The sequence below is a fragment of the Bacillus sp. NPDC094106 genome, assembly GCF_044764345.1.
Taxonomy (GTDB): domain Bacteria; phylum Bacillota; class Bacilli; order Bacillales; family Bacillaceae_G; genus Bacillus_A.
Window position 1 is genome coordinate 19,349 of record NZ_JBIWHY010000020.1, and the last position, 19,394, is coordinate 38,742.

21 protein-coding genes are annotated in these 19,394 nt (G+C 35.3%); 9 read left to right on the plus strand and 12 right to left on the minus strand.

Features of this window, described 5'->3' with window-relative positions; genetic code table 11:
* The first annotated feature begins 1 nt into the window (after position 1).
* The 3 genes from ACIQ7L_RS23215 (at position 2) to ACIQ7L_RS23225 (ending at position 2,394) form a co-directional block, all read left to right on the plus strand.
* Complete coding sequence (locus ACIQ7L_RS23215) at positions 2-532, plus strand: hypothetical protein (protein WP_400572002.1); 531 nt, start codon at positions 2-4, stop codon at positions 530-532.
* Between the two features lie 87 nt (positions 533-619).
* Positions 620-1,201 (plus strand): TetR/AcrR family transcriptional regulator, encoded by a 582-nt coding sequence (locus tag ACIQ7L_RS23220; protein WP_400572003.1) that lies wholly within the window; start codon positions 620-622, stop codon positions 1,199-1,201.
* Positions 1,202-1,254: 53 nt separating this feature from the next.
* Positions 1,255-2,394: a YhgE/Pip domain-containing protein gene (locus ACIQ7L_RS23225; RefSeq protein ID WP_400572005.1), complete on the plus strand. Its 1,140-nt coding sequence runs from the start codon at positions 1,255-1,257 to the stop codon at positions 2,392-2,394.
* 259 nt (positions 2,395-2,653) lie between these two features.
* Here the strand turns inward: ACIQ7L_RS23225 and ACIQ7L_RS23230 are convergent, their stop codons facing one another.
* The 5 genes from ACIQ7L_RS23230 to modA form a co-directional block, all read right to left on the minus strand.
* Positions 2,654-3,487 carry an aldo/keto reductase gene (locus ACIQ7L_RS23230; protein ID WP_400572007.1) on the minus strand — a complete coding sequence of 278 codons (834 nt, stop codon included), beginning with the start codon at positions 3,485-3,487 and terminating at the stop codon, positions 2,654-2,656.
* A 1-nt stretch (position 3,488) separates the two neighbouring features.
* Positions 3,489-4,292 carry a pyrroline-5-carboxylate reductase gene (gene proC / locus ACIQ7L_RS23235; protein ID WP_400572009.1) on the minus strand — a complete coding sequence of 268 codons (804 nt, stop codon included), beginning with the start codon at positions 4,290-4,292 and terminating at the stop codon, positions 3,489-3,491.
* Positions 4,293-4,541: 249 nt separating this feature from the next.
* A complete protein-coding gene (locus ACIQ7L_RS23240) occupies positions 4,542-5,393 on the minus strand; it encodes a GRP family sugar transporter (protein WP_097894890.1) in 852 nt (283 codons plus the stop codon).
* 509 nt (positions 5,394-5,902) lie between these two features.
* Positions 5,903-6,577 (minus strand): molybdate ABC transporter permease subunit, encoded by a 675-nt coding sequence (modB, locus tag ACIQ7L_RS23245; RefSeq protein ID WP_400572012.1) that lies wholly within the window; start codon positions 6,575-6,577, stop codon positions 5,903-5,905.
* 5 nt (positions 6,578-6,582) lie between these two features.
* Positions 6,583-7,389 carry a molybdate ABC transporter substrate-binding protein gene (gene modA, locus ACIQ7L_RS23250; protein ID WP_097894888.1) on the minus strand — a complete coding sequence of 269 codons (807 nt, stop codon included), beginning with the start codon at positions 7,387-7,389 and terminating at the stop codon, positions 6,583-6,585.
* Between the two features lie 133 nt (positions 7,390-7,522).
* Between modA and ACIQ7L_RS23255 the strand changes: the two genes are divergently transcribed.
* Positions 7,523-8,470 (plus strand): substrate-binding domain-containing protein, encoded by a 948-nt coding sequence (locus ACIQ7L_RS23255; RefSeq protein ID WP_400572014.1) that lies wholly within the window; start codon positions 7,523-7,525, stop codon positions 8,468-8,470.
* Between the two features lie 68 nt (positions 8,471-8,538).
* Here ACIQ7L_RS23255 and ACIQ7L_RS23260 read toward each other — a convergent pair whose 3' ends face one another.
* Positions 8,539-8,640: a DUF3948 family protein gene (locus ACIQ7L_RS23260; RefSeq protein ID WP_400572016.1), complete on the minus strand. Its 102-nt coding sequence runs from the start codon at positions 8,638-8,640 to the stop codon at positions 8,539-8,541.
* 324 nt (positions 8,641-8,964) lie between these two features.
* Here ACIQ7L_RS23260 and ACIQ7L_RS23265 point away from each other — a divergent pair, with 324 nt between their 5' ends.
* Positions 8,965-9,570, plus strand: a complete 606-nt coding sequence (locus tag ACIQ7L_RS23265; protein WP_097894884.1) for a lysophospholipid acyltransferase family protein — start codon at positions 8,965-8,967, stop codon at positions 9,568-9,570.
* A gap of 70 nt (positions 9,571-9,640) precedes the next feature.
* Here the strand turns inward: ACIQ7L_RS23265 and ACIQ7L_RS23270 are convergent, their stop codons facing one another.
* A complete protein-coding gene (locus tag ACIQ7L_RS23270) occupies positions 9,641-9,736 on the minus strand; it encodes a DUF3948 family protein (protein WP_335359293.1) in 96 nt (31 codons plus the stop codon).
* Positions 9,737-10,282: 546 nt separating this feature from the next.
* Between ACIQ7L_RS23270 and ACIQ7L_RS23275 the strand changes: the two genes are divergently transcribed.
* A complete protein-coding gene (locus ACIQ7L_RS23275; protein WP_400572019.1) occupies positions 10,283-11,119 on the plus strand; it encodes a YitT family protein in 837 nt (278 codons plus the stop codon).
* Positions 11,120-11,141: 22 nt separating this feature from the next.
* On the opposite strand, the gene ACIQ7L_RS23280 is transcribed toward ACIQ7L_RS23275, so the two are convergent.
* The 5 genes from ACIQ7L_RS23280 to nirB are packed head-to-tail and all read right to left on the minus strand — an operon-like array spanning position 11,142 to position 16,514.
* Positions 11,142-11,600: a precorrin-2 dehydrogenase gene (locus ACIQ7L_RS23280; RefSeq protein WP_400572020.1), complete on the minus strand. Its 459-nt coding sequence runs from the start codon at positions 11,598-11,600 to the stop codon at positions 11,142-11,144.
* A complete protein-coding gene (locus tag ACIQ7L_RS23285) occupies positions 11,593-12,303 on the minus strand; it encodes a sirohydrochlorin chelatase (protein WP_400572022.1) in 711 nt (236 codons plus the stop codon). The genes ACIQ7L_RS23280 and ACIQ7L_RS23285 overlap by 8 nt, the downstream gene beginning before the upstream one ends.
* On the minus strand, positions 12,300-13,724 hold the full coding sequence (locus ACIQ7L_RS23290) for a uroporphyrin-III C-methyltransferase (protein WP_400572024.1): 1,425 nt from the start codon (positions 13,722-13,724) through the stop codon (positions 12,300-12,302). Before ACIQ7L_RS23290 ends, ACIQ7L_RS23285 begins: the two co-directional genes overlap by 4 nt.
* A gap of 54 nt (positions 13,725-13,778) precedes the next feature.
* Complete coding sequence (gene nirD, locus ACIQ7L_RS23295; protein WP_400572026.1) at positions 13,779-14,096, minus strand: nitrite reductase small subunit NirD; 318 nt, start codon at positions 14,094-14,096, stop codon at positions 13,779-13,781.
* 12 nt (positions 14,097-14,108) lie between these two features.
* Complete coding sequence (gene nirB, locus ACIQ7L_RS23300) at positions 14,109-16,514, minus strand: nitrite reductase large subunit NirB (protein ID WP_400572028.1); 2,406 nt, start codon at positions 16,512-16,514, stop codon at positions 14,109-14,111.
* A gap of 272 nt (positions 16,515-16,786) precedes the next feature.
* Here nirB and ACIQ7L_RS23305 point away from each other — a divergent pair, with 272 nt between their 5' ends.
* From ACIQ7L_RS23305 to ACIQ7L_RS23315, 3 genes are all read left to right on the plus strand, one after another.
* A complete protein-coding gene (locus ACIQ7L_RS23305) occupies positions 16,787-17,143 on the plus strand; it encodes a YxeA family protein (protein ID WP_400572092.1) in 357 nt (118 codons plus the stop codon).
* Positions 17,144-17,273: 130 nt separating this feature from the next.
* Positions 17,274-17,996 carry a response regulator transcription factor gene (locus ACIQ7L_RS23310; RefSeq protein WP_400572030.1) on the plus strand — a complete coding sequence of 241 codons (723 nt, stop codon included), beginning with the start codon at positions 17,274-17,276 and terminating at the stop codon, positions 17,994-17,996.
* Positions 17,993-19,387 (plus strand): sensor histidine kinase, encoded by a 1,395-nt coding sequence (locus tag ACIQ7L_RS23315; protein WP_400572032.1) that lies wholly within the window; start codon positions 17,993-17,995, stop codon positions 19,385-19,387. The genes ACIQ7L_RS23310 and ACIQ7L_RS23315 overlap by 4 nt, the downstream gene beginning before the upstream one ends.
* The last annotated feature ends 7 nt before the right edge of the window (positions 19,388-19,394 follow it).

A 19,394-nucleotide genomic window follows, 5' to 3' on the forward strand; every position in this document is an offset into this window, starting at 1 on the left:
CATGTGGAAAATGTTATTCTATTCAATATCGGAATTATTGAAATTAGAAACACCTTCGTATTTCCTTATATGGTTTTTTGTACTCTTTATAATTGGTGTGCTCAGTGAAATGATAGAAACAATAGGGAAAAGAAAGCCACTTTTACATTCTCTATTTAAGGCTATTATAGAATGCTTCCTTGCATTAATTATTTGTATCGGTATTGGTATTCTATTATTTCGTATCATTCATTTCATATTTCCGAGTCAAGTTGAACCCTATGATATTGCCTATGGAAGATGGCTAGCATTCATTGCATTAACTTTATTTTCAATTATCGGTTTTTTAGTGAAGATCACAAAACAAAAGACAAGGATATGGTTGAAACCGACGGGAGTCATTGCTCAATTTTTCTTTATTAGTATAAGTGTTTGGGGAACAATTACTATTTTTCAGCCATCTTTACATATGAGTATGCTAGTTATACTTTTATTTAGTTTTATATTAACTGTATTTCAGTTTCTTGGTTGTTTATATGAGTATCGTTCTTAATAATTTACAAAAAGTGGATTGACAATAATTAGAAAAGGTATATAATCTGAATGTAAGTGATCACTTGCATAAGGAAGAGAGGATTATATGGCGCGCTCAAAGACAGCAGACAAAATTATTCAAGCAGCAATTGAGTTAGTGAAAGAAAGAGGATATAAAGCAGCAACAACGAAAGAAATCGCAATGCGTGCTGGTGTCAATGAAGTAACGATATTTCGTAATTTTAAAAATAAAAAGGGTATCATTGAAGCAGCCGTTTATGAATTTTCATATGTACCGCATGTAAAACAGTTTTTACAAACAGAAGTTGTGTGGGAATTAGAAACGGATTTGAAGAATTTAGCAAGGCACTATCATAAATTTTTGAATGAAGCGAAAGACATCATTTCTATCGGTATACGTGAAACAGGTGAATTTCCCGAATTAGATGATGAAATTGCTAAGATACCAAAAGGATTAAAAGAAGAATTGATGATTTATTTTGAAAAGATGCAGCAAGAAGGAAAAATTATTCATACAAATATTGAAGCGCAAGTAATGAATTTTATATGGATTAATTTTGGGTATTTTCTATCTAAATTGCGTTTTGAAAATCGACTCATAGAGATCAATGATGAAAATTTTATTGAAAATAATATAACCTTATATGCTAGGGCATTAAGACCCTAGTATTTATTTAAAATCAAATGCAAGTATGTACTTGCTTGCGGAAGGGTGGAAAGATGAATACATTGAAGCAATTTTTAAAAATACCGGGTACGTATGTAGGAGTTATAGTGGCGTTAGCGTTTCAACTTATTTTCTTTTGCGTTTGGCTTACAGCATATGATGGAGTAAATGAAAGAGCGGATCAAATGCACATTGCTATTGTGAATCAGGATACGAACATGGGAAGTAAAGTAGCAGAAGGTTTACAGAAGAACTTACCTTTCCAAGTAACAAAAGAAAAATCTATGGAAAAAGCAAAAGAAGAAATGAATGCACATGCATACGATATGATTATTGAAATTCCGACTTCTTTTTCAAAGGATGTAAGTGAAAAAGGAAAAACAGATTTAACCTTTCATATTAACCAAGCAAACGCTATGATGGCAAAGCAGATGATGGAAGGAGTCGCGAAACAAGTTCGTGACAATGTAAATAAAGAAATATCAAATTATAAGCAGCAAGCAGTTGCTGGAAAATTACAAGCCATGGGTCCAGGGAGCGTAGAAGCAATAAAAGGTTTAACTGAAGACTCAGTTGGATTTACGATTCATAAAGTAAATGATGCAAAAGGATTTTCCGTAAACATGGTACCGCTTATGATCGTGTTAGCTTCATTTGTAGGAGCGATGATTATGAGTATGGAATTATCTAAAGTGGCAAAACAGGTAGGAGGCAGCTGGGATAATTACTTATCACGACAAGTGATTAACACCGCAGTATCAATCCTACTTGCATGTATTACAATTGGTTTAATGAAAGTATTTCAAATTGAAGCGCAAGAAACGGTATGGAATGTATGGGTATTTCAAGCAATCGTCTTTTTTGCTTTCCTATCATTAACACAAATGTTTATAACCTTATTTGGAAATGCAGGCATGCTTTTTAATATTATTTCGCTGTCATTACAACTCGTAAGCTCTGGTGTTATGGTACCACATGCAATGTTATCAAAAACATATCAAACAATCGGCGAATTATTTCCCGCAACATATGCAGCGAATGGTTATTATACAATAATATTTGGCGGTGGAAGTTTGAAAGAAAATATTATTTCTCTATTATTTATAATTATCATTACACAAATTGTAGCGCTAGTTGCGATGGGAATATCATTTGCATTAAAAGGGAAGAGGCGTTTAGTAAAAGAAGCATAAAGAAAAAAGGTATCTGTTTTTCTTAAATCATCATAGATGTAATGAGCAAACAAGTAAGTTGTATTCAGTTTTTTTTAGAGAAGCAAGACACTGTGCATATAGAGGGAACTGAAAAAGTTCCTCAAAAAGAAAAAGAAGATAACCTCCTACGTAAATAGGTAGTTATCTTCTTTTTAGTTTCTGTATTTTGATAAAAGTTCTGTTATTGGCTCAAAGTAGACACTTTTCAGCAGCCTTTGCATATACAGTGGCTTTCTTTTTAAAAGTTAAAATTATCAGGATCTGGACCAACGCGATGATTTTCATTTAATGATTGAATAGCTTTCATATCTTCAGTGCTTAATTCAAAATCAAAGATATTTGCATTCTCAATAATGCGGTGTTCTTTAATTGATTTTGGGATAGTCACAACTTCATTTTGCAGATCCCAGCGTAAAATGATTTGAGCAGTTGATTTGTTATACTTTGTAGCAATTTCCTGCAATGTTGGATGATCAAGTAATTGACCTTGCATTAATGGTGACCAAGCTTCAAGTTGAATGCGATGTTCTTTACAAAAAGCATGCAGTTCTTCTTGTGTTAGACGTGGGTGATATTCGACTTGGTTAACCATTGGTTTAATCTCAGCAATTTCGAATACGTCTTGTAGATGGTGAATATGGAAATTGCTGACGCCGATAGCACGAACGCGACCATCTTTATAAAGCTTTTCTAATGCTTTCCATGATTCAGTGTACTTTCCTTTTACAGGCCAGTGTACTAAATAAAGATCTAAATATTCTAAACCTAGTTTTCCTAATGTAGTTTCAAAAGCTTGTAATGTCGACTCATAACCTTGATCACTATTCCATACTTTTGATGTAATGAATAGTTCTTCGCGTGGAATACCAGATTCTCGAATTGCTTGTCCAACACCTTCTTCATTTTTATATATAGCCGCTGTATCAATGCTACGGTATCCGTTTTTGATAGCTGCTTTTACAGAATCAATAACTTCTGTACCATCTTCAACTTTAAAAACACCTAGACCAAACCAAGGCATCTTCACGCCCTTATGTAATGTTGTGTAATCTTGTAAACTTGTGATTGTCATATTATTTCCCCCTAGCTTTTTTATTTGTTGCTTCAATTGCTTGGTGAATGATATTTGCGAAATTATGCTCATATAAAACATTTAAACCTTCTGCAGTTGAACCACCTGGTGTTGTCACTTGTTCACGCAGCATAGCTGGATCTTGTTCTTGCTTGAGCATAGCAGCAGAACCAGCAATCATTTGAATGACAAGATGTTTTGCTGTTGCTTCATTAATCCCATAACTTTTTGTTGCTTCAATTAGACCTTCAGCAAAGTGGTACAGGAAGGCTGGGGCACTGCCAGTAACAGCAGTTAGCCTATGAATTTCTTCTTCAGTGCAAAGTTGTGATGTACCAATGCCTTTTAAAAGAAGTTGCAGTGTTTCTTGCTGTTCTTCATTTACGGAATGTCCCATCGTATATAAGGAGATAGACTGTCCAATCGTCGCAGCTGTATTTGGCATAATCCAGGCAACTGGTGTACCTTGAGGAAGTTTTTCCTCTAAGTAAGATGGGCCAATTCCAGCAGCAACGGTCACTACAAACTGATGAGTTAGAAGAGGAGATAACTCCGCTAATAACTGTTCATGTGCAGCTGGTGGCATTGCTAAAACGATGGTATCCACAGCTTTGATATACTGTTTCCAATCATTTGTAGTCGATACGCCATATCGTTGCTCTAATTGTTTGAGCTTTTCTGTATCGCTTCGATTAGATACAATAATTTCTTCGATGTATTCTTTACTCGTCTTAAGTAGACCAGTAAATATTGCTTCTGCCATACGTCCGGCACCAATAAATAAAATTCGATGTTTTTTTAGCATATCCTTTATTCCTTCCTATTCTCAAAGATATTATAAAAAACGATAACATCTGTGAGAGATTTTTGTAAAAAGAAAAGACTTGTATACAAGGAAAACTTTTATCCCATATGAATGAGCAATAATATTCCTATTTATTAAAGTTTCACTCTAACAGGGAGATATGCATCGGTTGAAGTGAAATGAAAAAACCTAGCATATAAGTCATATATCCAACTTACATGCTAGGTTTGTATTGTGTTTATGAATACATTATTTTTTTGTTAATCCTAGTAATACAGCACCGCCGATAATTAAGACACTACCAAGTGCAATAAACACCATTTGTCGTTTTGTTTTCTTCTCACCTAAGAAGACAATTGCACCAAATGTTGAGATAACGATTCCCGTTTGGGATAACGAGAAACTTGTTGCAACACCAACTTTTGGCTGAGAAAGGAATAAGAATAAGTTACCTGTACCCCATAATAAACCAGATAAGATATTGCGAATTGCATATTTATTGAAAGGTTTATGTTTTGCAGTTAAGAGTACGGCACCGGCAAACATACCAACAGCTTGTGGTAGGATAGCAGCCCAACCATCGATGTTATACCAACGAATAATGATTACATATACTAGATATCCAAATGTTGAGAGAATTAGTGTAAGGATACCTTTTTTAAATTGACCAGGTGGTTGCGCATTTTCTTTATCATCTAAAGAAGTGAAGACAACACCAACAACAATTAATAGAATTGCAATCGTTCCCAGAATAATTGTAGTTGTAGTTGTCCATTCATGGAATACAATTACCCCAAAGATAGAAGTAGCTACAAGTTGCATACCTGTTGAAATGGTAACAGTGGTTGAAACACCTAATGTTTCAACAGTTTTTAATTGGTTAACTTGTCCTAAAGCCCAGAATATACCTGAAATAAAGCCTACGATTAAAACTGTTAAAGTAAGTGTTGGCTGTGTAAATGCAAACATAATTGATGCGAAGAATAGAGCGCCGATTGTCATACCTACCGTCTGGCTATATGCACCACCGCCCATTTTTACGCTTACTAATAAGACGTTTCCCCACGCAATTGCAGGCAGAAGCGCTAATAAAATGTCCATTACAAGACTCCTCTCATTTTACTATATTAATATAACCAAAGTTCGTTCTAACGATTGGTAATTCTCCACTTGAAAAGTAGAAGATTACCGATCGCGAAAACAGGATGAAGAATTTACGATATAAATGCGTTTTCATTTCTTCATTTTTTCAAACACTTTCATATAATAACAGGAAAATGCTCTTTTTAGAAAGTAAATTCAAATAGAATGTATATTGTTATAAATATAAAAATTTCGTCATTAATTGTAATAAAAAAAGATCTCAATTTGAGATCTTTTTAAGGGGGTGGGGAACTAAAATGATGCAGCTCTTTTTAGCTAATGGGAAGATGGGGACAATCTATTTCCCAAAAGTGTTACTTTATGTCTTCATTATATGAAATACGACCAATAGTAACTATCGAATTAGCTTACAAGAAAATTACATTTTTGTAAGGTGAATGTTTTGTTATTCTACAAAACATTTTATTTTTCGGGAAATAAAAAAGCAGCTTTTGTCGAAAGCTGCTTTAAGAAGAAGTAATTCTTTTATTAATAAGTTGAATGCACAATAAGAAAATGAGTGACATACTAACTGTTATGATAACAAGTGTCCATGCAAGCTGCATATTACTTGCATCAATTGCCATATAAATGGCCGTTGGAATCGTTTGTGTTTTTCCAGGAATGTTTCCAGCAAACATCAGCGTCGCACCGAACTCGCCAAGTGCTCGTACAAAACTTAAGATCATACCGCTCAGTAGTGCCGGGAATGCAAGTGGTAGTGTGACGTGTAAAAAGACTTGATACTCACTTGCTCCAAGGTCACGGGCACCGTCTTCAATTTGTTCATTTGCAATCGAAAATCCTGTTTTGGCAGATTGATACATAAGTGGGAATGAAACAATTGTTGAAGCAATAACAGCAGCCCAAGATGTAAACATAATCGATTGCTGAAACAATGATTCAATCCATTTTCCAATCGGACTGTTATTCCCAAAAATAATAATGAGAAAGAAACCAATTACAGTTGGCGGGAGTACCATTGGTAATAGGAAAATGGTTTCTAATAGCACTTTGTAACGCCATGAGGAGCGTGCTAATACTCGTCCAATCACTGTGCCAAAAATCATAACAATGATGGTGGCGAATGCAGCTACTCGTAAAGAAAGAAAAACAGGTGACCAAAGTGTATCAAATGCCATAGTAGTTATGAAAGGATTGTAAATCCATATTTTTTAAAGATAGATTGTGCATCTTTTGACTGTAAATATTCATAGAATGAAGTCGCCTCTTCTTTATGTTTAGATTCTTTTATAACCCCTACTGGATAGTGGATAGGTTCATGAGAATTAGCCGGCGCCGCATCGACAATTTTCACTTTGTCTGAAATGAGAGCGTCTGTTTTGTATACAATACCAGCGTCTACATTACCTGTTTCTACATATGTTAACACTTGGCGAACATCTTTTGTAAATACAATTTTGTTTTGAAGATCATTCCAAAGATTTTCATGTGTAAGAGAAGCTTTTGCATATTTTCCTGCCGGTACAGATTCAGGTGTACCGATTGCTAATTTTTTCACTTTATCTTCTTTTAACTCTTGAAATGTTTTAAGAGAACTTTCTTTTGGAACAACTAAAACAAGCTCATTTCCAAGAAGGTTTTTACCTTCTTTTTCATTGATAATCCCTTTTTTTACAAGTGTTTGAAATTTATCTTCTGCTGCGGAAAAGAATAAATCAGCAGGAGCACCCTGTTCGATTTGTTGCTGAAGTGCGCCAGAACCACCAAAGTTAAAGGAAAGTTTAATATTAGGTTCTTTCTTCTTATATTGTTTTTCGATTTCTTTAAAAGCATCCTGCAAACTAGCAGCTGCAGATATAGTAAGTTCAACTGTCTTTTCTTCTTTCGCGTTCGTTTTTTCTTTCTTTTCCCCATTTGTGCAGGCACTACTCAAAATGAGAAAGAAAGAAAGTATGAATGCCCCAATAAATCGTAATGTAAATTTGTTCATACATATAATCCCCTTTCTTTTTCCCATATTAATTATAACTAATTATATTTAATTATAAATAGTTATAATTAAATATAATGTGAAATATATCACTGTTTGAAAAAATAGGAGAAATATTCTTTTCTTTGTTACAATGAAGGAAGAAAGTGAGGAATCGCCTATGGATTATCATTCCTACACAACGGAAGAAGTAGCGAAACGATTAAAGGTATCAAAGCTAACTGTGTATGACTTAATTAAAAAAGGAGAACTGCCTTCTTATAGGGTTGGTAGACAAATGCGCATTGATGCTGTGGATTTAGAACAATATATTAAGCAAATGAAAATAGGAAAAGTACAAGTATCTCCTGTAAAGATGGAAGAGAAGAGTAGCGGAAATACATGCGTCATTAGTGGACAAGAACTAACGTTAGATATGCTAGCCAAACATATAGAAAACCGGCTGCCAAATTCTAATATATTAAGAGCGCATCAAGGTAGTTTAACGAGTTTAGTAAAGATGTATCAAGGAGAAGGGAACGTTGTTAGTTTACATTTATTTGATGGTGAAACTGGTACATATAATGTTCCGTACGTAAAGCGCATTTTAGTTGGACAACCATGTATCGTAATAAATTTACTAGCGAGAAACGTTGGGTTTTATGTGCAAAAAGGAAATCCAAAAGGAATACAGACATGGACTGACTTAGATAAGCCGTCTATTCAATTTGTAAATCGTGAAAAAGGATCAGGCATCCGAGTGTTAGTAGATGAGCAGGTGCGCATTCAAAAGTTAGATAAAGCAAATATTAGTGGGTATGAATGGGAAGAATCAAATCATCTTGGTGTTGCTTCTCAAATTGCTAGCGGAAAGGCTGATGTTGGCGTAGGGGCAGAAAAGGTAGCGCGAATTGTAAATGTAGATTTTATTCCGCTTATGAAAGAGCAATATGATTTGGTTATTTTAAAGAACAAAGAAAATGAACAGCTGATTGAAGGGGTAAAAGACATCTTGCAATCTAAAGATTTTCAAAATGAATTACGAGCAATCGGTGGGTACGATATAAGTAAAACAGGCCAAATTATATATGAAACGAATTAAAAAAGCTGCTTGTCCATAGGACGAACAGCCTTTTCTCTATATAAAGGGGTTCAGGGAAACAAAGTTTTTTAGACAAGGCCTTGAGCAAGTGCGTAAATGAAAGCAGTAAGAAGAGCTGCGCCGCTTGCAAGTCCAATAAAGTCTAATTTGTTAAAAGTAATGTTGTTCATTCTAATCTCTCCTTATCGGTTTAAAGTAGTAGAAACAGCTTTTGCATCGATTAGGGCGGATAGCACCATGCCCATTATGCTTACAAATTTGTTTGTTTTCATTTTGTTCATCATGCGTATCCGCTCCTTTTCGAATGATTGTTGCCCTTGTTTCTGTCTTAATTATATGAAATCCTGGCAAGAGGAACTATCGAATTAGCTTACAGTAAAGTTACACTTTTGTAATAATTAATACTTAATTTTATTACCAACTACTAAAGGTTAGTGTTATAATTGCTGTATAGATAGGATTAAAATTCGGATGTTTAGAAAGGAACGAAACAAATGTATAAGCCAATTACATTTTTGTTGAAATATATATTTAAGACTGTTGGAAAAGTGGAGGTTCAGGGGAAAGAAAAATTACCTGAAGGAGGACCATATGTTGTTGCTTGTACGCACACAAGTTTTATGGATGTTTTAATGTTAGCGACAGGGATGTATCCAACGGAAATTCATTACATGGCGAAAAAGGAACTGTTTGAAGGGAAATTTACAAATTGGTTTTTTAAGAATGTAAATGCCTTTCCAGTAGATCGTGCAAATCCAGGACCAAGTACATTGAAAATCCCATCTCGTTTATTAAAAGAGGGTAAAGTAGTAGGGATTTTTCCAAGTGGAACGAGATCGACAGAGGATGCTTCTTTAAAAGCAGGAGCTGTTACGATTGCAATGCGCTCTAATGTTCCTTTAGTACCGGCAGCTTATATTGGGCCATCGAGTGTAAAAGAATTGATGAAAGGGAAAAGGGCGCAACTGATCTTTGGGAACCCAATTCAAGTAGGAGCAGGAGAAGCAGTAGATAGAAAAACTGCTATGAAAATGATGACGGATCAATTGAATACAACATTTGAAGAATTGAAAGAAATTTTGCAACAAAACAAAAAATAGGAAAAGACGACCGGGCATAGACGGTCGTCTTTTCTATTACTATTTATATAAAGGGGAAAGGGACACAAAATTATAGAAGCGTAGCAGCGTAAATAAAAGCAGTAAGAAGAAGTGAGCCGCTAGCTAATCCGATAAAGTCTAATTTGTTAAAAGTAATAGTGTTCATATTGAAATTCTCCTTACTTGTTTAATGAAGTAGCAACCGATTTTGCATCGATAAGAGCGGATAAAACCATACTCATTGTATTTATGAATTTGTTTGTTTTTATCTTGTTCATCATGTGTATCAGCGTCTTTTCGAATGGTTGTTGTTACTTTCTGACTCAATTGTACGAAATATAGGGAGAAGTAACTATCGAATTAGCTTACAGGAAGATTACAATTTTGTAAGAAAGCGATAGGAAGATGTAAGGATGGGAATGTTTTATACATGTTTATGAAATTCATTACGTTAAAGGAAGAGGTAAACAGATGGCTAATATTAAAGATCTTGCACAGCTAGCTGGTGTTTCGGTTACGGCTGTTTCACCATCCATATGTAAGTAAGGGAAGCGGCCAGCAGTATAAAGAGGTTAGAGTAAACTTGAATAATTAACCAAACGTTTGTTTAAACATAATAATATAGCTGTCATAAGAAAAAGGGTACGATAAAAACCACTTCTATACCTCTAGGAGATAGTGATACAATGTCAAATGGGGGGAGGTACAAACTATGATTAATCAACGAATGAAAGAGATCGCATTAATTACAATTGGTTCCTTATTGTTTGCAATTGGTATTAACTACTTTGCAATTCCAAACCGTTTATCAGAGGGTGGAATAATTGGCCTAACGGTTGTTACGTATTATTTATTTGGATGGTCACCAGGGATTGTGAACTTTGCCTTAAATGCTGTTCTATTAGCTATTGGTTATAGATTCTTTGATAAAAAAACGATGGTTTATACAATTCTTGGGATTGTGGAAACATCTTTGTTTTTATATGCTACAGAACATATCGGACATCAAGTGAATGGCGATACACTATTAGCTGCTTTGTTTGCTGGTGTGTTTGTAGGTGTCGGATTAGGTTGTATGTTCCGAGCGGGAGGTACATCGGGAGGATCAGCAATTTTAGCACAATTAGCAAATCAATATTTAGGCTGGAGTGTTGGAAAAGGCGTTCTCATTATTGATATTGTTGTAATTGCTGGATCTGTGTTTATTATTGGACAAGAAAAAGCAATGTATACTCTTGTGGCGGTATTTATTGGGGCGAAAGTAATTGACTTCGTCGTAGAAGGAATGAATACGAAAATAGCGGTTACGATTATATCAAATCAACCAGATTTAATTCGTGAGACGATTACGAAGCATATGACGCGCGGTGTTACGATATTAGAAGGACGCGGCGGATATACTGGGAAAAATAAAGAAGTATTATATGTCGTTATTAATAAGCAAGAGCTTGTGAAATTAAAACAAGTCATTAGCGAAGTGGATAAAAGTGCATTTGTTGTTATTCACGATGTACGAGATGTACTTGGCGGCGGCTTTAAAGCAAGTTAAAAAGATGAGCGAGAGGATTCGTTCATCTTTTTTGCTTTAATATTTGAGGAAGGTTTGCTATTAATTTTTGTTTGATTCGTTTTGCAAAGGATGGGTTTTTACCGGAAGTTGATACACTTATAACATATTCATCATTCCGAATGATTGCTGGTGTATGGAAAGAGGATTCTGTTCCATCACTTACAATGTTAACCCATTGAAAATCATGTGCGGCCTGTTTGACCATCATATTTATATCATGGTGATTCGTGGCAGCATAGATAAGGTGAGCGTCTTGAATATCTTCTTCTGCGAATATTTTTTTCTTCCATGTAATATAAGTAAGCTTCTTCATTTCTTCACAAATATATGGACTCACAACAGTAACAAAAGCTCCTGTATTTTTTAATCCAGCTGCCTTTCGGTATGCAATCTTTCCACCGCCGATAATGACAACATTTTTACCTTGTAGATTACACATAATCGGATAAATGTTATACATGTACATATTCCTCCATTCGTTCTAGTAAAGCTGTTTTCATGTAGGAATCAAATTGAAGGCAGTTACAGGTTGTAACGTTAGAGTATTTTTTTGCATGTCGATTAATTTTCTGAAGTAATAGCCCAGTGAAGAGAAGATACGGCATGACATATACATGATTTGTCGATACTGTCTTTTCATTGAGTTCATCAGTAAATGAAGGTGTTCCTTTTGTTAAAAAGGAACACGAAACTGGCAGGCTCAGTCTTTGCGCAACTGCTAATCCAATTTGTCTTAATTCATGTATAGGCTGAGAATCACTGCTACCACGACCGACAAGTAAGATTTCACTATCTTTTGTGGGCATGGCTTCACGTATTCGTTTTATTACCAGTTCAACCATAAGCGGATGTGTACTGAAAGGTGGTGCAACTGAAAATGTAATGTGTGGATAAAGCTTTTGTATGTTCTTAATTTCAAAAGGAACATCACGTTTATAATGAGCTGCTGCAAATAATAAAACAGGGACAATTAAAACCTCAGTTGCACCTTCAGTGATTGCTTCTATAATTGCATCTTGAATAGTCGGTGTTGTTAGTTCAAGAAATCCTATTTTTTGGATACTTTCACTTCGCTCGTTTATAACAGACTGAATAAAGTGAGTGAACTGTTCATTGCCCTCGTGTAAACGGCTACCATGTCCAATATAAACAATGCCTTTCATTGTGTGATCACCTCTTTGTCATTGATGATAGCTTGCAGTTGATCATCAATGTGATGAAATCCGACCTTATTGGCATATTGTAAAGTCGGTTCATCGATATATGAGAATGGTAATTTCATAATATCTGTGAAACCAAGGCGTTTTACTTCTGTTATAAACGTATCAATTGCAGCACGTCCCTCAAAGAAAATGCTATCCCATGTGAATTCAGTCAGTGTACGTGAATGAACTTCATCAAAACGATGATCAATGTTATATTGATGTGTCATTATATAAGAACCAGCACCTATTCTTTCTTGGATAACGGAAATCCGATTGATATTTCGACCTAGATAAACGGTTGTTTCAGTGGAACATGTTGCAGGTGCACCTAAAAGTCCATATTGCATAAGCTCTTTTTGTGTAGCAACATTCATATATTGCAGCGTTGCTTGCAAGGAACGAATATCTTTTTGATGTTGCACACATGATTGTAACAAGATTCCAATGCTCTCAGGTGAACAGAAAACAAGACGGTTCGCTTTAAATATTTCGCAGAGTTGCTCAGATGTTAATTGGTGTTCTTGCTTTTTGAAAGTTGGTATTTGATATATGTCTGCTCCAGCTGCTTGTAACTTTTGCGACATTATACTTGTTTTGCTTGTTGCAGAGACAAATAAAACTTTTTTCCCGTGTAGTGGTTTGTGTTCTTGCCAAGCAATTTGTTTTCGTAAGGATACCACCTCACCAACGATTGTCATCGAAGGATTAGAAATCTGTTCCTTTTTTACATGATCAACTATTGTGGAGAGCGTACCTGTAACAACTCGTTGTTTTCCAGTTGTCCCCCACTCAATGACTGCTACAGGTGTATCTTCTTTTCTTCCTGTTTGTAATAAATTTTCACAAATTACCGGTAGATTTTTAACACCCATGTAAAAGGCGATTGTGTCACTATTTAAAAGGGCACTATAATTTACTTGGTCGCTAATTGCTCCTTTTGTATGACCAGTTAACAAAGTTACACTATTGCTGTAATTACGATGAGTAAGAGGGATGCCAGCATACGCACTAGCAGCAATACTAGATGTAATACCTGGGACAATCTCATATGAAATGTTTTCTTCAGCTAAAGCGGCTGCTTCTTCACCGACGCGGCCAAAAATGGACGGATCCCCACCTTTTAAGCGAACGACAGTTTTACCTTCTTTTGCGGACTGAATTAAATGAGCATTAATCATTTCTTGTCGCATAATATGATTTGTTGGCATTTTCCCGCAATAGACGAGATCGCATGTTGGCTTCGTATAACGAAGTAAATTTTGATTCAGCAAGCGATCGTATAAAACAACGTCTGCTTTTTTTAGGCAATCTATAGCTTTTTTTGTAATAAGTCCTTCGTCACCAGGTCCTGCACCAACTAAATATACGTATCCGTTCATCTCTCCACCTCATCTATTTTGACTTGAAAGGAAGCGGAAGCCTCCTTTCACAAGCTACATGTATATATAAATATCGCCATCAATAACTTCTACTTCATACGTTTGAATACAACCATCGTCAGGTTTTTGAACTTCGCCTGTGATTAATGAAATCTTCCAGTCATGTAACGGACAGAAGACGAATTCCCCAGAAACAATTCCTTCGGCTAAAGGCCCGTTTTTATGAGGACATCGATTTTCTACAGCACGGATATCGCCATTTGAAAGATGAAATAAAGCGATAGATTTTTCATTGATTCGCACTTCCTTACCTATTTGAATAGGAAGGTCTTCTGCACGCATTATTTTTATTTTTTCTTTTGTTTGTAACATGTAGATCGCTCCTTACTGTACAGTTTCTACTTCATACATGGCTTTTAATGACTTGGTTTCTAATGCTTGTCCCCAAGCTTCTTCATATGTGCTACGTGCTGTTTGGAAACGTTCATTTAACATGGTAACCATATTTTCATCTTGCAGTATTTCTTTTATATGATCTAAGCCGATTCGTTCTACCCAAGGAGCTGTTCGTTCACCGTAAATACCAGTTTCACGGTAATGTTGTACATAAGCTGTGGCAATACGAAGTACATCTTCTTCTGTAGGGACAATCATTACAAAATCAGCTTCACGAACTTCTGTACCACCGTTACCGCCGATATAAAGCTGGAATCCATTTTCAACACAAACGACGCCGAAGTCCTTTGTTAATGCTTCTGCACAGTTACGCGGACAACCCGTTACGCCCATTTTCATTTTATGAGGTGTATCTACCATTTCTAATGATTGCTCAAGTAACATACCAAGTCCCAATGAATCTTTTGTCCCGAAGCGACAGAAACGGGAACCAACACACGATTTTACATTACGAAGAGATTTGGAATAGGCATAACCAGAATTCATATCAAGGTCAGCCCATACTTTCGGTAAATCTTCTTTTTTTACACCGTATAAGCCAATTCGGCTTGCACCTGTTATTTTTACGAGCGGTACATCATACTTTTTCGCAACCTCGGCAATTCTCATTAAATCGTCTGCGGTAGTAACGCCGCCGTACATACGAGGAATAACAGAAAATGTACCATCATGCTGAATATTGCCGTTCATTCTTTCATTAACGAAGCGGGATGATTTATCATCGGCATATTCTTCTGGACGTGCCATACGTAAATAGTAATTTAATGCAGGACGGCATTTTGAACAGCCATCTTCATGTGTGAAGCCAAGGACGTTTCGCACTTCTTTTGGGGATTTTAGCCCTTTCTCATGAATTGCTGTGACAACTTCATCACGTGATAAAGTTGTACATCCACACATACCAACCGATTGAGCAGATGCATCAAAACTATCACCGAGTGTATGAGATAAAATTTGTTCAACAACTGGACGACATTTACCACACGATCCAGCAGCTTTTGTGCAGCCCTTTACTTCTTCAAAAGTTGTTAATTCTTGTTCTAAGATGGCATGAACAATGGTTCCCTTTGTAACACCATTACATCCACAAACGGTATCATCTAAACTCATAGTTGCAACGTCAAGTTCACTTTCTTCACCGGCTTTGTGGAGAAGAGAGGCAGGGGTGTATTCTTGGATATCTTCCGCTTTTTTTAACATGCTAAAAAGGCGTGTGCCGTCAGTTGTATCACCATATAAAACAACACCAACGACTTTATTGTCATGAATTAATACTTTTTTATAGGAACGTGTGCACTCATTAAATATAGAGATTGCTTTCGTCTTATCATCTTCATAGATTTGTCCGGCAGAGAATAAATCGCATCCAGCAACTTTGAGTTGTGTACCGACGATGCTACCTGTATATCCAGATGTCTGTGAATTTGTTATATGTTTTGCTAATGTGGTACCTTGTTCATATAAGGGAGCAACAAGACCATAGGCAATACCATTATGTTCTGCGCATTCACCAACTGCATAGATTGCCTCGTCATCTGTTTGCATATAGTCATTGGTAACGATGCCGCGATTTACAAGTAAACCAGCATCCTTTGCTAATTGTGTATTAGGGCGTATTCCAACGGCCATTACAATTAAATCGCATGTTACAACATCACCATCTTCAAATTGGATACCTTCAACATGGTCAGTGCCAAGAATCTTTACAGTTTTCTTTTCCATAAGAAACTTCATACCTTGTGCTTCTAAGTCTTCACGCAGTAATGAAGCAGCCTTAGCATCCAGTTGTTGCTCCATTAAGTAAGGCATTAAATGGACAACATGCACGTCCATTCCTAAGTCAATAAGCCCTCTTGCAGCTTCTAATCCGAGTAATCCCCCGCCTATGACAACAGCTTTTTTATATTGTTTAGCGGTATTCATCATAAATTGTGTATCTTCAATTGTGCGAAAGCCTGTTACACCTGGAAGTTGTGAACCTTCAACAGGTAAAATAAAAGCACTGGAACCTGTTGCAATAATGAGTTTATCGTACATAACAATACGATTCTTTTCTGTCACAATGACTTGTTCTTCTCGATCAATATTTTTTACTTTTTCATTTGTATACAGTGTAATATTATTTTCTTCATACCAACTGAATTCATTCATGATGATATCTTGTATATTCGTTTTTCCTTGTAAGACGTGAGATAGCATAATACGGTTATAGTTTGGATGAGGTTCATCACCAAAAATAGTAATGTCATAAAGATTTGGATCTTGTTTTAAAATTTCTTCAACACAGCGTATACCAGCCATACCATTTCCGATCATGATTAAGCGTTTTTTCATATTCATTTCCCCTCTTAAATGTGAAATGTTTAACAAACTTTTATACTTGTATTATAGAATTTTTGGAAAATAGGAGATGTGATATTTATCACAGTTTTTTTAGGTTCACAAATTGTTAAAAACAAAATATAAAGAGCCATTTAAATTCTTACAAAAATGTAAGGGGAATGTAAGGTGATCCGATGGCAGAATTAATTCTCTCTCTTTAAAATAAATTTATAGAAAACTACACATATTGTGTGGAGGAGGAATCTGCCTTGGGGTGGGAAATTTTGAAGAAAAGAATAATTTTTACGGTAATAGTGGTGGTAGCTGTCGTTGTATTATTGCTACCAACAAAGCTTGGACCAGTAATTGATAAATATAATCCGTTTTATAAAGCGAAAGAATACTATACGGTTGTGAATGGTATCGGCCAGCACATTGGAGATGGTTGGTATGAATATGAATTTGTTGCTTACGATGAAAAAGGAAGAGAACAAACTATAAAGAAAACAGTAAATCATATGTTGAAAAGAAATGAACCGTTGAAAGTTGTTGCAAAAGGACGTTATGCTGAGTCAGTAGTAGAGATTGAGGCTCAAAATATTCCTGTGCAGGCGAGAAGTAAACTTTTGGAGATGAGGTAAAAGATCACTACATTTTGTAAAGTGTAGTGATCTTTTTATTGGAAAATATTATGTAGTGATTTAAAAGATAAATAGTAAAATATAAAAGAAACATAGAATTGAATAGGAAGATAATTGAGGTGTTATATATATGATTGGAGTTATGCCGGAATTTCAGACGAAAAAAGTACTTATTATTGATGATGAGAGAGAAATCTTAAATATGTTAGAAACAGTATTAAAGAAGGAAGGTTTTATGCATATTTATACATGTACAACAGGCGAAGAGGGAGTGCGCATATGCCAGCAGGTACAGCCGGATTTAGTTGTATTAGATATTATGTTACCGGGTATAGATGGCTATCAAGTGTGTCAACAAATACGTCAATTTACATTTGTGCCTATCTTCTTTCTATCAGCTAAGAACGAAGAATTGGATAAAATGCTTGGATTTAGCATAGGTGGGGATGATTATATTACAAAGCCATTTAGTCCAAGAGAAGTTGCTTATAAGATGAAAGCTTTTTTTAGACGTAATCAATATGAGCACCAGCCCCAAGACATATATCAGTTTGGGGATATTACAATTGATGGAAAGCAAGGTAATGTAGTAAAGGAGGGTTTAGCACTCCCTGTAACAGCAAAAGAATTTCAAATCTTATTATTTTTAGCAAAGCACCCAAATCAAATTTTTAGTAAAGCAAGGTTGTATGAGGGAGTATGGGGAGAGACTTATTTAGGAAATGACAATATTATGATGGTTCATATGAGGCATCTTCGAGAAAAAATCGAAGTAGACCCATCTAATCCAAAGTATCTTATAACAGTAAGGGGACTAGGTTACAAATTGTATACAAAAGGTGATGCAAGATGAAATGGAAAGTAACAAGGTTATATATTGCATCCTTACTCGGCTTAGTTATATTTATTTTACTTGTTCAATTTTTTTTCGTTAGTTATTTTGCTAATACATATAACCATGAAGGCGTAGATGACCCGGAGAAATGGGCATTCGATTTTCAAAAAGAAATAATGTTGAAAACTGAGGGAATTACAATAACGGATAAAGGGAAAAATTTTTTGAAAGAACATGGAGCATGGTTACAAGTATTAGATTGTAATGGTAATGAAGTATTTCAATTGTATAAACCAAAACATACACCAGTTCACTATACACCGAGCGATATGATTCTACGTTATAAATATGATGTTAATAACTATACAACATTTGTGAGTAAACTAGAAAATGGCGGAGAGGGAGAGAGCTATATTATAGCTTTTCCATCGAATCAAGCATTACGAAAATTTTTCTATTTTAATTTCAGTAATTTATCTAGTATTTATCCATATGGCTTTTTGATGTTAATGGGAGCAGCGGCTGTTTGTATATGTATATTTGCTTACTTTGTAGCAAAATATATGTCTAAGCCAGTTTTAAAAATAATAGAACATATTAAAAAATTAAAGCAGGGGAAATATGGACAAGTGCAGCAAGAAACAGGAGTGTATGCAGAAGTGTATGCAAACTTGAATCAATTATCAAGCCAACTAAAAAATGTTGACAGACAGAGGGAAAAGTTAGATACGATGCGAGCAGAATGGATTACAAATATTTCGCATGATTTGAAAACACCTCTTTCTTCTATTAAGGGGTATAGTGAAATTATAGGAAATCGGGATTATAAGATAGGTGAAGAAGAAATCCGCCAATATGCAGAAGTGATTCAAAATAAATCTATTTATATTGAAAAATTGATTGATGATTTGAAACTAACGTATCAATTGAAAAATGCTTTATTACCCATTCAGAAAATAAAAGTGGATATTGTAGAGCTTGTTCGTGAAACCATTATTGAGTTTATGAATATGCCACATTATGAAAATCGAACAATTGAATTTCAATGTGCTGATGATGAATTATTTCTAAAAGTGGATCAGAAATTGATGCAGCGTGTGTTAGCTAATATATTGATTAATGCACTGGTTCATAATGTTCATGGAACAATAATACGAGTGTCTGTAAAACAAATCTCTCAAAATTGTGTAATCATAATCGAGGATAATGGAAAAGGAATAGTTGCAGGGGAGCTAATATATATTTTTGATCGTTATTATCGCGGGACAAATACAGAGTCTGAGACTGGTTCTGGTTTAGGAATGGCGATTGCAAAAGATATTATTGTTGCTCATGGAGGAGAGATCACAGTAGACAGTACGGAGGGTAAGGGGACAAAATTTAATATTCAGCTCCCTTTAGAAGATTAAGCTAAAC